The organism is Streptomyces atratus (assembly GCF_040655115.1).
GTDB classification, from domain to species: Bacteria; Actinomycetota; Actinomycetes; order Streptomycetales; family Streptomycetaceae; genus Streptomyces; species Streptomyces atratus_D.
The window spans coordinates 26750-40181 of sequence record NZ_JBFAJH010000027.1 but is presented as its reverse complement, the minus strand read 5'-3'; the positions used below and the strand labels follow the sequence as shown (position 1 = coordinate 40181).

The window sequence follows — 13432 nt, the reverse complement described above, 5'->3', positions numbered from 1 at the left end:
GCATGGTCCGTACGCCACCATCCATCCGCACGACCGAAGGACCCCGTATGGTCAGCTCGCCCCACGAGGCGATGCACCGCATCTTCCAGGAGTACCCGGGACTGTTCTCCCGCGTGTCCGAGGTGCTGGGCGTTGCCATCGACCCGCCCACCTCGGTCACCGTCATGCCCACCGACCTCACCGAGAACCGGCCCCTCGAACGACGCGTCGACACCCTGTTACGCATCGAAATGGAGGACAGCGAGCCTTTCCTTCTGGCCATCGAGGCGCAGGGCAAGAAGGATCCGGACAAGCCCGCCAGTTGGGGCTACTACTACATGTACCTGCTCAATAAGTACCGGCTGCAGGCTCTGCTGCTGATCGTCTGCCAGGACCGCGCCACCGCCGAATGGGCCGCACGCCCGTCAGTCTTCGGCAGCGTCGGGCATCCGATCATCACCCTGCGTCCCCTCGTCGTGGGGCCGCACAATATGCCGGTGATCACTGATGTGGCCGAGGCCCGCAAGGACCTGGCGCTCGCCACACTGGCCGCGATCACACACGCAGGCGATCCGGACATCGGTGCCATACTGAAAACACTGTCTGCCGCTCTGCGGGAGGCCCCGGAAGCAATCGCCGACCCCATCGTCGAACTCACCGCACAGGGCCTGGGCAACCGCCCGGCCGCACAACAGTGGAGGAACCTGGTGGCCGTGGACCTTTCTTTCTACACGTCACCCCTCTCGGAGGAAATCCGGGACGAAGGCCGCGCAGAGGGCCGCGCAGAAGGCCGCGCAGAAGGCCGCAAGGAAGACATCCTGCTCTTCCTCGCGCAGGCCGGTATCGATGTGCCCGACGAGGCCCGCGAACGCATCATGGGCTGTGGCGATCTGGACACCCTGAGCCGGTGGCTCCTGCGCGCCCCCGTCGCGTCGTCCATCGAGGACATCTTCACCGAGGAGTAGTCCCGCCTCGCCGAGGCGTCATCGGTGGATGTGAGCCGCACCTCGCTGCGGGGGTCGTCACCGCGCAGGCCGAGATTCCAGGCGGCGAGGGCCGCGATCGCATGTTCCATGGGGGTCGGCACCGGCGTCCCTCGTCCGAAAGTGCCGATCGCCGCGATTCCCGCAGTGCTCCGGTTGAACCCGAGGGTGTGGGAGCCGACGACGGGGTGGTCGACCCCGCCGGCGCGGCCTTCGTAGACGGTGCCGCGTGTGCCGAGTCAGTCCGGCACCCGGCCGGGCGTACAGGTCATGCCCGCCCGCCCGGACACACGTAACGTAACGAGGGGCTGCACAACGTTGCCGAAGGTGTTCCGGCGTGGAGGAGTGGACGTGAAGCTCGGCCTGCACTACTGGAACTACTCGCAACCCGCCGATCCCGCGCTCATCGCGCCCACCCTCGCCGAGTCGGCGCGGATCGCCGACCAGGGCGGGGTCGCGTCGTTCACGGTGATGGACCACTACTTCCAGATGGAGACCCCGCAGAGCGCGGCCGACGCGCCGATGCTGGAGGGGTACACGACCCTCGGGTACGTGGCCGCGCTGACCCAACGGATGACGCTCGGGCTGATGGTCACGGGGGTGATGTACCGCCACCCCGGCCTGCTCGCGAAGATCGTCACCAGCCTCGACGTGCTCTCCGGCGGCCGGGCGGTGCTCGGCCTCGGCGCCTCCTGGTACGAGCGGGAGCAGCGCGGCCTCGGCGTGCCGGTCGTTCCGGTGGCGGAGCGGTTCGAACGGCTGGAGGAGACGCTCCAGATCTGTCTGCAGATGTGGAGCGAGGACGACGGTCCGTACGACGGGCGGCACTACAAGCTGGCCGAGACGCTCTGCGTGCCGGAGCCGATCGGGGAGCGGCCGCCGATCATGATCGGCGGCGGGGGTGAGAAGAAGACGCTGCGGCTGGTCGCACGGTACGCGGACGCGTGCAACCTGTTCGCCACCGACGTCGACGAGGTGGCCCACAAACTCGACGTCCTGCGGGAGCACTGCGCGGCGGTGGGGCGCGACTACGACGCCATCGAGAAGACCCTGATGTTCAGCAGGCCGGTCCTGGACGAGACCGATGCGTTCCTCGCCGACGTCGAGGCGTACGCGGAGCTCGGCATCAGCGCGGTCCAGGTGCTGCCGGACCGGCACCCGGTCAGTTTCACCGAGCAGCTCGCCGCACGCATCGTGCCCAGGCTCGCCACGATCGGCTGACGGCCTCCAGATCCTCATACCTTCTTTGGGGCCGGCGGTGGGCCCGTGGGCCCAAGCCCCTTTCCAGCACGCTCATTACGCTCCTACCCGACCAACTGTGAGGCATGTGACGACGCCGCCCCGAAGCGGCAATCCGGCATGCCCGCGCGCACGGAGAACTTCACGCTCCATTCGTACGGGCGAGGTGCCCCCACACCGATGAGGTGAAGCGTCGATGAGTGACGGATTCTTCTACTCGTACCACCTTGGCTGGAGCCGCCCCGATGCCGAGTCACTGCTCGGCGATCTCGATGCGGCCGGACTGCGGATCACCCACCCCACCACCCGACGCATCACCCTCGTCACCCCGGGATCCGAGCCGGCGATGACCCAGTCGTGGGTGACCAGGGAGCAGCTCGCGCTTCTCGCGGGCCTGCAGCGTCTCGACGAGATCGGGTTCCTGCTGTGGGTGAAGCGCGGCGCGGAGATCCATGTGCGCATCCGCCGCACGCGGGACAGCATCGTCTCCCTCGAGTTCGGGCTGTACCGGCTGTCCCGGGACGAGCAGGAACTGGCCGTACGCGCGATCAGGGAGGCGATCGGCAGGGCGTCCCTGCTCTGCATCGGTTTCGTGGTCGACCGGGAGGGCGCGTCGGCGGCGACCGACTGGCGGGCGGTCATCGTGGGCGGCACGACCTTCTTCGACAGTTGGCCCGACACCCTTGCCGTACGGCATGAGATCGCCGACATACAGCCGCAGTTGTCCGGTGTGACGTCCTTCGAGCAGTCGCCGTGGATGCTGTTCGGGAGCGAGGTTCCCAGCAGGTAGGGCGCGCAGGCCGGGAGCTCGGGGTCCGGGTTTGGGCCCTGGGGCCCATGCCCTGGACGCGGCGATGTGGTCGGATAAATGAAGTGGCCCAAGTCTGGTCACACGCCGACCAGTTGGGGGACTCGTCGTGTCTGGCACAGGCGGAACAGCAGTTCCGGGCGGCGGCGTCTCCCTGACCCGTTCCGGCAGGCAGTCGCTGCCGCGCCCGCTGCAGGCGGTGCTGATTCTCGTCCGGACGCTGTTCGTCTTCGCGGTCCTGGGCGGCATCGGCGTGCTCACCGTGGCGTCGTCGATCAACGAGGTCGACGGAAAGCTGATCGGACTGCTGCTGTACGCGGCACTGCCGAGCGTCTGCGCCTTCGTCCTCTCGCTGTACCTGCGCACCGGCGGCATCTGGATCCGGCGCGGTCTCCTCGCCGTACACGTCTGGCTCACCCTCGGTGCGCTGGCGACGCTGGGCGCGGGCGGCGGGCGCGGGGCGACGCAGCTGGTGATGCCGGTCGTGATCGTCGTGCTGCTGCTGCTGCGTCCGTCGTCCCGCGACTGGTTCGAACTCCCCCTGGAGCAGCGGCAGCCGCACCGGCCGTTCAGCATCGCGCGGATGATCAAGTGGCGCCGGGACGGCGGCCAGACCGCCATGGAGTACCTGGGCATGGTCCTGGTGGTCGTGGCCCTCATCGGCGGCCTCGTGGCGACGGGGATCGGCGCCCAGCTGACCGGGGAGATCCGGAGCGCGGTCTGCCGGCTGACCGGCAGCGCGTGCCCGGCGCCGGGCGGCGGTGACGTGGAGGCCGGGGGCGGGACGAACGGCGGGGGTGCGGCATCCGGCGGGGGTACGGACTCGGGCGGCGCGGTCGCGGGCGGGGGCACGGACTCCGGCGGATCGGCCGCGTCCGGGGGCTCGGACTCCGGCGGGTCGGACTCGGGAGGCTCCGACGCGTCGGGCGGAACCAACGGCGCGGGCGGCTCCACCGAGGGCTCCGGCGCCTCGGGCGGATCCGACAGCACCGGCGGGAACGGCGGGACCACCGGCTCGGGCGGCACCGACACCACCACCCAGGACGGCGACGTCGACGTGGGCGGCGACGACATGGACCCCACCGAGGGTCCGGACGCCGACTACGGCGACTACGACGGCACCCAGGACAAGAAGGACGACGAGAGCTGCACCTCCGGCGTCGGAGCGTTCTTCTCGTGCGCCGCCCACCAGACCGGCGGCTTCGTCAAGGGCCTGGTCGGCGACGGCCTGTGGGGCGATGTCACCGGCACCTTCGACACGATCATTCACCCCATCAAGGCGTGGAACGGCCTGATGGACTACGGCAAGAGCCTCGGCGACACGTGGGCCGAGGACTCCAAGGGCGCGGGCGACAAGTGGTCCGAGGGCGACTACCTCGGCGCCGTCTGGGACTGGACCAAGGCGTCCGGCGGTACGGGCGTGAAGGTCCTCGACGACATGTTCATCGGCGACGAAGTCCGTGACATGTGGAAGAACGGCAACGAGGGCCAGGCGATCGGCACCGGTCTCTGGAACATCGGCTCGCTCTTCATCCCCGGCTACGGCGAAGCCAAGCTGATCGGCAAGGCCGGAAAACTCGGCAAACTCGGGAAGCTCGGCAAGCTCGGCGAGCTGGCCCAGAAGGCGTCGGAAGCCGCCTCCAAGGCCAGGAAGCTCGCCAAGGCGGGCGACGTGGGCGGCGCGGAGAAGGCCGCGAAGGAGGCGCGTCAGCACGCCGACGACCTGGAGAAGAAGGTCGAGAGCAAGGGCTGCCCGATCGGCGCGGGCCCCCTCGGCCGTACGGGCATCCGGCCCGGTGGCACCACGGTCACCGCGGCCTCCGTACGGACGACGGCCGGCACGACGCCCGGCACGACGGCCGGCACGATGCCCGGCACGACGACGCGTACGACGGCATCCGGCGCCGCACGGGCCACGTACGCCGGATACGCCGCCTTCCGAACCGGCTTCCGCGCCGAGGGCTGCGAGGCCACACCGGAAGAGGTCGAGGCGGCCGAGCAGGCGAAGAAGGACGCGGACGAGGCCGACAAGGCGGCCAAGGCGGCCAAGCGCGAGGCCGAACGGAAGCGGCTCGCGAAGATGGCGAAGCCGTCCTGGTACGACCAGCTCAAGAACCCGCGGGCGGGCACCAAGGACCTCGGCGACGGCACGTGGAAGTCGAAGAGCGCCGACACGTACGCCTACCCGCAGGAGATGGGCGCCCGCTACCAGGAGCAGGTCTCCGGCGTGAAGCGCGGCAAGGAGTACGAGGTTCCGCTCGACAAGCTGGACGGCAAGCCCGTCGAGTTCGACGGCTGGGACTCCGCGAAGCAGACGTACATCGAGACGAAGTGGGGCTACCGCGGGACCCGGTTCTACAACGAGGCGACGGGTCAGCTCACCAGCCTGGCGACCAACCGCTGGGTGCAGCAGGCGACACGGCAGCTCGACGCCGCGCGCGGAAAGCCCGTGGTCTGGCACATGTCGGACCCCGATGTGGCCAGGGCCACGCAGGAGATGTTCGACGACAGGGGCCTCGACATTACTGTGGAGCCCACCCCGGTGAAGCCCTGACCGGGCAGCGTGAGAGGAGACCCCGTTGCTGAATGTCACGGTCCACGGGCTGTGGGGTGTCCGGAAGGAGGACCCGCAGGAACTCGCCGAGCGCTGGGGGCACCTGCTCCGGGCCCTCGCCGGCATCGACGCAGATGCCTGCGGGACCTGGCGGGCGGCGGAGGCGGAGGAGGACCCGACGGCGCCGCCGGTGGAGCTCGACGCACCCGCGCTGACGGAGTATCTCCTGCGCACCAACCCGGACTCGGACGCCCCCTACATCGGCTACACCGCGTCCCTGTGGTCGGGACGGCCGGACACGGTGAAGGCGACCGTCTCCGTCACCGCGGGAGGGTCGGCGAACCGCGCGCCCGACTCGTGCGTGGTGGGACTCGTCTCGGCCGCGGACGGCGCGCCGGAGCTGATGTGGCGCTCCGCGGACGTTCTGGAGGCGCTCGTCTCCTGCTGGGGCCCGGACTGGGGCGAGGCGTACAGCAGGGAGGAGTTCCGCACGGTGAAGACGGAGTTCGGGCTCCGGGCCGGCGCGCCGCGCGCCGGCCGGTCGGTGTATCTGTCGCCGGGCCGGGCGGACCGCGTACCGGAGGGGCTGCCGGGGACGTACACCCGTACGGCAGACGGTGGCCTGGTCGTCGATCTCACGCGCGGTGGGACGGAGCTGCCCGGAATCGACACGATCACCGAGGTGAACAGGCAGCTGCTGGCGGCCGGGGCGCTGGAGCCGCTGACGGTGCCGTTCGACCGGGCCACGTTCTAGGGGTGCCCGGCGGAGCGCGCCGGGGACCGGCGCGCTTCACGAGGTTCCCCGGAAGAGGGCACCCAGGTGTCCCCTGATCATGGGGGTCCGACCGCCGCAGCCGCTGTGCGGCGGCTGTCGGACCCGGCTGCGGCGGCTGTCAGACCCAGCCCCGCATCGCCGCGAACCCGACCAGCAGCCCCACCGCGAACACCCCCAGGACCACCGTGAACACCGCGGGCATCAGCACCGGACCCCAGGCCCGCGGCCCGGCGACCGTGGCGCGCCCGACCGGGTCCGCCGGATCGTACGAGACCCGGACCGACGCCCCGACCTCGAAGCCGAACGGGCCCGGCGCGTGGTCGACGAACTCGACCTCGCGGCCGTCGAGCGTGCGGAACGCGAACACGTACTCCGTCGCGTAACTCCGCTCCCGGTCCGCCCCCCGGTCCACGACCCGGCGCTCCGCGCACCGCCCCTCGGCCCGCTCGCCGTGCCGGACCAGGCTCAGCACGCGGCTCAGCCGCAGCGCCGACCGCACGGCGAACGCACCGAGGAACAGGCCGAAGAGCAGCAGGAACGTGGCGGTCCCGCCGGGCAGTACATCCATGAACGCCACTCCTCCACCCGCTACTTCACGGTGATCGAGTCCACGAACGCGTCGAGATCCTGAGCGCTCAGCGAACCCTTCACCGCATTGATCCGGATGGCGAACGGTACGTCCTTCGAATCGACCCCCGCCACCACGACCCCCGTCATCCGGGTGCCGCTCGCCGGGGTCTGCTCCTTGCCGGACGAGGTGAACTCGTAGTCGATCCGACGCGCCTCGCGGGCACTCTCCTCACCCGCGAGGCGCACATCGGTGGTTCCCTTACGGGTGGCACCGAGGCCGATGCCCGCGCCCGCCGCGGAGGCGGCCTCGCTCGCGTCGTCGATGCCGGTCGCGAAGTCGAGCTGGACCGAGACCATCCCGGTACGCAGCCCGCCCTCCTCCTTGAGCGCGACGGCCGCGTTGTTCTTGTTGCGGTCGGCGGCGGACTGCTCCTTGTAGCCCTTGTCCTCGGGGTAGCCGACGGACACGCTCCTGGTGTCGAGCGTGCCCCAGCCGTCCGGGACGGCGGCGGCGTCCGAGGAGCCGCAGCCGGTGAGCAGGGTGAGACCGAGGGCGGCGGCAACAACCGCGCCGGACGTCCGGGACTTCTTCACTGCCGTCATCGCCTTTCGTTGTGCGGGGTGCTGCCTACGGGGCTGAGACCGGCCGGCAACCGGGGGGCGGCGTCACGGGGCTGGGGCACGCACCTCGCGGCGTTGTCGTCAATCACCAGGGCTCCGCCATGGCTCAATCCTCCGCCTTGCGATGCACGCACCCCAGCCCCGCTCCTTCACCCACCCCCCGATTGCCGGTCGGTCTTACTTCGCGCAGTAGCTGTACGGGAGGAACTCGCGCTTGTCGCCCTGCGGAGCTCCGAGGAACTGCGCGTCCGTCAGTCTCTCCTTCTTGTGCTCGTCCGAGAGGGAGAATCCGAGGCTCATGCCGAGCGAGACCTCGAAGCCGAACTCCTGGGCGTCCGTCTCGCCGTGGTACTGCATCGTGCTCGACAGACCGTCCTGGAACATCATCCGGTCGAACGGGTCGGTTCCGTCGGGCTTCTGCTGCAGTGACTTGTCGCCGAACATGTACTCGAACGGGGCGGTGTTGTTGCCGCTGCCGTCCAGCCACCGCTCGGCGACGGCCCGCTTGTCCTCGGTCGCCTTGTCGGTGTCCTTGCCGAAGACGATCGAGTTCGTCCGGACCTCGATGCCCGTGTCGCCGGACGAGTCGGTGGCGCCCGCCTTGCCGCCGCGCTTGTCGCCGTCCTTCTTGCCGTTGTCGCCCTTGGCCTCGCCCTTGTCGGACGTGGAGCCCGTCTCGACCGTCTTCGTCATGTCGATACGGACGATCTTGCCGGTCTTCTGGTCACGGGTGACGGTGATGGCCCCGGTACGGGTGTCCTTCGCACCGGCCGTACCGGTGAGCGGGCCGGCCGAACCACTGACCTTGCCCTCCAGCTCGAGCTTGGCGGTGTACGTGTACGACTCGTTGCCGTTGACGTCGTCCTTGGAGATGGTCACGTCCGGGGAGAACTTGGCCTTGCCGCCGAGCTTCGCGCCGAGCTGGGACTCGTCGCCCGCGCTGATGCCCAGACCGCCGTCCGCGTACACATTGAGGCCGATCGTCGAGTAGGAGATCTTCTTGTTGCCGATCTGCTTCTCGACGTCCTCCTTCTTGTCCGCCCACTTCATCCCCGAGTACCAGTTGCCGCCGTAGGCGCCGCTGTACTTCGTGGAGGTCTCCCACATCTTCATTTCCTCGATGTCGTCCCGCATCTTCTTGGCGTCCTCCTCGCTCTTGAAGACCCAGGTGTCACCGTTGGTGATCTTGACGCCGCCGCCGACGTCGACATCCGCCTTGCCCAGCTTGCCGAGCTTGAAGCCGGGGGTGCTGGCGGTGGCGCCCGCGGACGCGGCGTCCGTGAACGTCATGTAGACCAGCTTGTCGTTCTCGTCGACCTTGCCGTCCTCGTTCACATCCGTGTTGGCCTGGCTGACCTTCTGCTGGAAGCCGTACTCGTTGCCCCACTCGAACCAGCCGATCTTGACCTTGCCACCGACCGTGTCGGAGACGCTGGAGATCTGGCAGAGCCTGGGCTCGTAGTCGGCGTCCGTCTTCGGCTTCGCGACCGGGTCGGTGCCACCGGTGGTGCACCCGCCCCCACCGCCACCGAGCGAACTGATCGCACACCGGATCCGCTCGCCGATCTGACCGCCGACCCCGGCCATCGCCATCGCGCCGATCATCGTGACGACGAGGACGATCACCCCGAGGTACTCCATGGCGGTGGCGCCGCTGTCCCGCCAGGAGTACGAGTTCGGCGTGACGGACTCCCCTGTGTCGTCCTCCTCCAGCAGCCGGTCGACGGCCAGCCCGACGGCCGAACCGGTGACCAGCACCACGAACGGCATCAACACGCCCTCGACACCCACGAGATGCCACGACACGAAGAGGCCGTACGCGAGTCCGGCGACCGGCACACACAGAGCGGCGGCCAGATACACCGGGCGGGACTCCCGCTGCTCCTCGGGCAGGACACGGGCGGCGGCCAGGACGGTGAGCAGAGAGGTGATGACACCGGGCACATGCAGCAGGCCCAGCCGCCAGGTGAACTCCTCGAGCCGCTCACCGGTGGCGAGGGTCTCCAGCAGCCCGCGGCTCACCAGGAACCCGGCGACGATGTAGACGAGGGCGCCGACGGCCCAACTGCGCGTCAGCGGAAAGAACGCACCGCCGCTGCCCCGGGCTCCGCCGTACCGGCCGGGGCCCTGCCCCGGTGGTATGCGGCCTGCGCTTCCCTGCCCCCAACCCCCGCCACTGCTCACGGCTCTCCCTCTCCGACGTCCACTCGCCCTGCTCGTGCCCCGCTGACCGAACCCCGGGTTGGCGTGAGCGTACGAGCGAAATGGCCCGGTGACCCGGGCCCTTGGCCCCAAAGCAGGGCCCAAGCGCGCGACAGGAGCGGTGAAGTCGGCGACGCCCGTCGGCGCCGAAGTCGCCGATAGCCCCGGGTCCGTGACCGCCCGGCCCGCAGAACGGCCCGTCTCCACGCTTCCGCAACGGTTCCGGCTGGGTCCGCGTATGAGTCCTGGGGCCCAAGACGGCCCCGTGGACGGGTCGTTAGCGTCGCTTCCCTGAGGTTCTGATGTTCCGCCCCACCCGCGTGCGCACAACGGCCGCGGGGCCGGGCGGGCTCCCGGAAGGGTGGAAGGGTGACGACTGGCTTGCAGACGGCGGAACAGCTGACGCTGACCGATGAGGAGTCCCGGCTCCTGCAACAGGGCCTGATCGAGTGGAGCGGCCCCGCGCGGTGCACGGAGGAGTTCGCCGTGGCCATGGGCTTCGACGACGCGGACGACCTGAACCGGCGAGGCGCCCGGATCCGTAAGGCACTTGCGGCCAAGGAGCCCCTGGAGCCGATGGACTGGGCGCGGGCCCTGCTCGCGACGGAGCTGGCGTTCGCCAGCGAGATGGTCGGTTCGGGATACGAATGGTCCACGACCACCGGCTGGTCCGACGACATGACGGTGAAGGTCCTGCGCTCCACCCAGCTGAAGCTGATCCGGACGGTGACCCCGCTCGTCGGCCGCGGGCTGGGCACCCGCCGCCCGGCCTCGTGAGCTGTACGCCCTCACCCGCCGCGACCGCCCGGACCGGGCCCGGCGCGGCGGGCGGCGAAGCGAACCTTCCCGGGCCCCTCGACCCCGTTCCCCGCGTCAGGAGGTCTGGACGACCCGCACCCGCGCCCCCGGCCGCAGCCCCCACTTCTCCATCGCCCCGGCCTCCGACTCGATCACATGCCGCGAGCGCAGCCGCACCATCCCGAGCCGCCCCGGCTTCATCGTGTGCACCGCCACGACGTTGAACTTCCGGTCCAGGTACGCCACATCGATCGCGAACCGCATCCGGAACGTATGCACACTCCCGCACGGGGTGATCATCAGCGCCCCGTCGATCCCGTCCTGCCCGAGCAGCCCCTTGGACCGCGCCCGGTACGAGGCGGCGATCCGGAGCGGCACCACCTGCTCCGGTTCCCCCTCCCGGCCCGTGACCGTCAACGTCCCGTTCCCATTGCGCCATTGACCCATGGCCACGACCGTAGCGCCCGGTGACCGCCGCTGGGCCCGGAACAGTACGCAGTGGGTCCCTGGACCCATGACCTGTGCGCGTCCACCGGTCTAGGGTCGGTTCCGTGTTCGCCATGTTGCTGGGGGCTGCCGCGCTCTGGGGCGCCGCGGCCGGACTGCTGGTCCCTCGCGCCGCCTACCGGTTCTCGGTCGATCCGGACGACGCATGGCGGGACACCTGCCCCGCCGGCCACCCCTTCAGCGGGGTGGCCGGCGGCTGGTTCGGTCCGGTCCGGTGCGCCGCGTGTGCCGGGGTGCGTACGGCTCCGCGGGCCGCGACGGTTGCCGCTTCCGAGCCGGACGCGGACAGCGGTGAAGCCGGGGAAACGGCCGAGCGGTACGCCCCCTCCGTCCTCGCCCCTGTCGTCACCGCCCTCGGCTGCACCGCCCTGGCCGCGGCCACCGGGCTCCGCCCGGAGCTCGTCGTCTGGCTGCTGCTCGCCCCGGTCGCCGTGCTTCTCGCCACCATCGACCGCCGCGTGCACCGGCTGCCCGACCGGCTGACGCTGCCGCTCGCCGCCGCGGCCGCCCTGCTCCTGGGCGGTGCGGCACTGCTTCCGGAGCATGCCGGATCGTGGACCTCCGCACTGCTCGGCGGGCTCGCGCTCGGCGGCTTCTACCTCCTGCTCTTCCTGATCAACCCGAACGGGATGGGCTTCGGCGACGTCAAGCTCGCCCTGTCGCTGGGCGTGGCCCTCGGCTGGTACGGATGGGCGATCGTCTGCGCGGGAGGCTTCGCCGGGTTCGTGTTCGGTTCGGTGTACGGATTCGGGCTGATGATCCTGCGACGGGCCGGGCGCAAGACGGGCATCCCGTTCGGGCCGTTCATGATCGGGGGCGCCCTGCTCGGGCTGCTGTTGGGCGGCCTCGCCGCCTGACCGCTCGAGGGACCGCCCGGAACGGGGCACCCGGAATCCGGTCGCGTCCGCGGGCGCACCGGTGACACCATCCGCGTATGCCTGGAACACCCGAAGAAGAACGCGCACGCTTCGACGCGCTCGTCGCCGAGGCCGATGCCGTCTCCGTCGACGGCTGGGACTTCTCCTGGCTCGACGGCCGGGCCACCGAACAACGGCCGTCCTGGGGCTACGCGCACGCCATGGCGGAGCGGCTGGGCCGGGCCCACGCCGCCCTCGACATCCAGACCGGCGGCGGCGAGGTCCTCGCCTCCGCCCCGAAGCTGCCTCCGCTCACCGTCGCCACCGAGTCCTGGCCGCCGAACATCGCCCGTGCCACCGCCCGACTGCACTCGCTCGGCGTGGTCGTGGTCGCCGATGCGGACGAGCCGCCGCTGCCGTTCGGGGACGCCGCCTTCGACCTGGTGACCAGCCGTCATCCGGTGACCACCTGGTGGACGGAGATCGCCCGCGTCCTGCGGCCGGGCGGCACGTACTTCTCGCAGCAGGTCGGTCCGGCCAGCGTCTTCGAACTCGTCGAGTACTTCCTCGGCCCGCAGCCGCCCGAGGTGCGAGGCGCCCGCGACCCGCAGCAGGCCCGCGCCGAGGCGGAGGCGGCCGGGCTCGAAGTCGTCGATCTGCGGCTGGAGACGCTGCGTACGGAGTTCTTCGACATCGGCGCCGTCGTCTACTTCCTGCGGAAGGTGATCTGGATGGTGCCCGGCTTCACGGTCGAGCGGTACCGGTCGCAGCTGGCCGCCCTGCACCACCTCATCGAGACCGACGGGCCGTTCGTCGCGCACACCACCCGCTTCCTGATCGAGACCCGCAAGCCGCGGTAGCGGCGGTTTACGAGAAGGCGGTCCGTGCCTCCGCCGAACTCCGCGTCCCGGACGACCGTTGCGCAGCGAGGGTGGTGGCAGTCCAACAGGACATACGGATACGAACGGGTCGCCGTGCGCGACGGCATCACGCTCCTTCATCGTCGTACGCCCACATGATGCGACCCTGGGCGTGCGCGCACGGGGAAGGAGCCGGCCATGAGGGTGGGGCACGACGAGGAGGCCTTCCGCAGCCCGCGACGCGGGGACTCCGAATGGCTCAGAGGGGCACGGATCACCGGCGTCCTCGGCCTCTTCTACCGGCCGGAGGGGCGGATGGGGGAACCGGAGGCCGTCGAATTCCTGCTCTCCGACGGCCAGTCGGTGCTCCTGACCTGCGCCTCCGACGGGACCCTGCACATCGGTCCCGGCACCGGGCCGCAGCTGCCCGACTGGTGCGTACCCGCAGGCCAATGGGGGTTCGCCACCCTGCCGCACCTGCCGGCACCGCCTGCGGGCGGGTGGACGGTCACCCGCACCGAGGAGCGTCGGGACGAACGCGGCGAGGTGCACGAGGCCGTCATCCGGTGCGAGGGCGGGCGGTTCGTCGTCATCGGCGGCGACACGGTGGTGATCCGCTTCACCCGGGGCCACCGCGGCGCGGAAGCAGCCATGTAGCGCGTTGAGGGACTCTTGATGG

The 13432-nt window shown here is 70.4% G+C and carries 13 protein-coding genes and 1 pseudogene; 9 read left to right on the top strand and 5 right to left on the bottom strand.

Annotation, left to right across the window (positions count from 1 at the left end; translation table 11 throughout):
- Nucleotides 1-47 precede the first annotated feature (47 nt).
- Complete coding sequence (locus tag AB0I23_RS25430) at nt 48-944, top strand: hypothetical protein (protein ID WP_359112518.1); 897 nt, start codon at nt 48-50, stop codon at nt 942-944.
- Nucleotides 945-955: 11 nt separating this feature from the next.
- Here AB0I23_RS25430 and AB0I23_RS25425 read toward each other — a convergent pair.
- Nucleotides 956-1189 (bottom strand): annotated as a pseudogene (locus tag AB0I23_RS25425) (N-acetylmuramoyl-L-alanine amidase); the annotation flags it as partial.
- 124 nt (nt 1190-1313) lie between these two features.
- On the opposite strand from AB0I23_RS25425, the gene AB0I23_RS25420 reads away from it, so the two are divergent.
- The 4 genes from AB0I23_RS25420 (at nt 1314) to AB0I23_RS25405 (ending at nt 6317) form a co-directional block, all read left to right on the top strand.
- On the top strand, nt 1314-2183 hold the full coding sequence (locus tag AB0I23_RS25420; protein WP_359112516.1) for an LLM class F420-dependent oxidoreductase: 870 nt from the start codon (nt 1314-1316) through the stop codon (nt 2181-2183).
- Between the two features lie 214 nt (nt 2184-2397).
- Nucleotides 2398-2991: a hypothetical protein gene (locus AB0I23_RS25415; protein ID WP_359112514.1), complete on the top strand. Its 594-nt coding sequence runs from the start codon at nt 2398-2400 to the stop codon at nt 2989-2991.
- A gap of 127 nt (nt 2992-3118) precedes the next feature.
- The gene (locus tag AB0I23_RS25410; protein WP_359112512.1) at nt 3119-5563 is read left to right on the top strand and encodes a Tox-REase-5 domain-containing protein; all 2445 of its coding nucleotides are present in this window, start codon (nt 3119-3121) and stop codon (nt 5561-5563) included.
- A 25-nt stretch (nt 5564-5588) separates the two neighbouring features.
- The gene (locus tag AB0I23_RS25405; protein ID WP_359112510.1) at nt 5589-6317 is read left to right on the top strand and encodes an Imm52 family immunity protein; all 729 of its coding nucleotides are present in this window, start codon (nt 5589-5591) and stop codon (nt 6315-6317) included.
- 139 nt (nt 6318-6456) lie between these two features.
- Here AB0I23_RS25405 and AB0I23_RS25400 read toward each other — a convergent pair whose 3' ends face one another.
- The 3 genes from AB0I23_RS25400 to AB0I23_RS25390 form a co-directional block, all read right to left on the bottom strand.
- Entirely contained in the window at nt 6457-6906 is a 450-nt protein-coding gene (locus AB0I23_RS25400) for a DUF3592 domain-containing protein (protein ID WP_359112508.1), read from the bottom strand.
- 20 nt (nt 6907-6926) lie between these two features.
- Entirely contained in the window at nt 6927-7511 is a 585-nt protein-coding gene (locus AB0I23_RS25395) for a hypothetical protein (protein WP_359112506.1), read from the bottom strand.
- Between the two features lie 195 nt (nt 7512-7706).
- Nucleotides 7707-9713, bottom strand: coding sequence for a hypothetical protein (locus AB0I23_RS25390; protein ID WP_359112505.1), 2007 nt, complete (start codon nt 9711-9713; stop codon nt 7707-7709).
- Nucleotides 9714-10100: 387 nt separating this feature from the next.
- Here AB0I23_RS25390 and AB0I23_RS25385 point away from each other — a divergent pair, with 387 nt between their 5' ends.
- The gene (locus AB0I23_RS25385) at nt 10101-10508 is read left to right on the top strand and encodes a hypothetical protein (protein WP_359112503.1); all 408 of its coding nucleotides are present in this window, start codon (nt 10101-10103) and stop codon (nt 10506-10508) included.
- Between the two features lie 96 nt (nt 10509-10604).
- Here the strand turns inward: AB0I23_RS25385 and AB0I23_RS25380 are convergent, their stop codons facing one another.
- Nucleotides 10605-10976, bottom strand: coding sequence for a DUF192 domain-containing protein (locus AB0I23_RS25380; protein ID WP_359112501.1), 372 nt, complete (start codon nt 10974-10976; stop codon nt 10605-10607).
- A 104-nt stretch (nt 10977-11080) separates the two neighbouring features.
- On the opposite strand from AB0I23_RS25380, the gene AB0I23_RS25375 reads away from it, so the two are divergent.
- The 3 genes from AB0I23_RS25375 to AB0I23_RS25365 all read left to right on the top strand — a co-directional run bounded on the left by AB0I23_RS25375 (nt 11081) and on the right by AB0I23_RS25365 (nt 13410).
- Nucleotides 11081-11893: an A24 family peptidase gene (locus AB0I23_RS25375; protein WP_359112499.1), complete on the top strand. Its 813-nt coding sequence runs from the start codon at nt 11081-11083 to the stop codon at nt 11891-11893.
- Nucleotides 11894-11970: 77 nt separating this feature from the next.
- Nucleotides 11971-12753, top strand: a complete 783-nt coding sequence (locus AB0I23_RS25370) for a class I SAM-dependent methyltransferase (protein WP_359112497.1) — start codon at nt 11971-11973, stop codon at nt 12751-12753.
- Nucleotides 12754-12951: 198 nt separating this feature from the next.
- Nucleotides 12952-13410, top strand: a complete 459-nt coding sequence (locus AB0I23_RS25365; RefSeq protein WP_359112495.1) for a hypothetical protein — start codon at nt 12952-12954, stop codon at nt 13408-13410.
- Nucleotides 13411-13432 lie beyond the last annotated feature (22 nt).

Excerpts from the sequence above, each read along its gene's own strand:
- AB0I23_RS25430 (WP_359112518.1), top strand. The coding sequence starts at position 48 with ATGGTCAGCTCGCCCCACGAGGCGATGCACCGCATCTTCCAGGAGTAC.
- AB0I23_RS25415 (WP_359112514.1), top strand. The coding sequence starts at position 2,398 with ATGAGTGACGGATTCTTCTACTCGTACCACCTTGGCTGGAGCCGCCCC.
- AB0I23_RS25400 (WP_359112508.1), bottom strand. The coding sequence starts at position 6,906 with ATGGATGTACTGCCCGGCGGGACCGCCACGTTCCTGCTGCTCTTCGGC.
- AB0I23_RS25395 (WP_359112506.1), bottom strand. The coding sequence starts at position 7,511 with ATGACGGCAGTGAAGAAGTCCCGGACGTCCGGCGCGGTTGTTGCCGCC.
- AB0I23_RS25380 (WP_359112501.1), bottom strand. The coding sequence starts at position 10,976 with ATGGGTCAATGGCGCAATGGGAACGGGACGTTGACGGTCACGGGCCGG.
- AB0I23_RS25370 (WP_359112497.1), top strand. The coding sequence starts at position 11,971 with ATGCCTGGAACACCCGAAGAAGAACGCGCACGCTTCGACGCGCTCGTC.
- AB0I23_RS25365 (WP_359112495.1), top strand. The coding sequence starts at position 12,952 with ATGAGGGTGGGGCACGACGAGGAGGCCTTCCGCAGCCCGCGACGCGGG.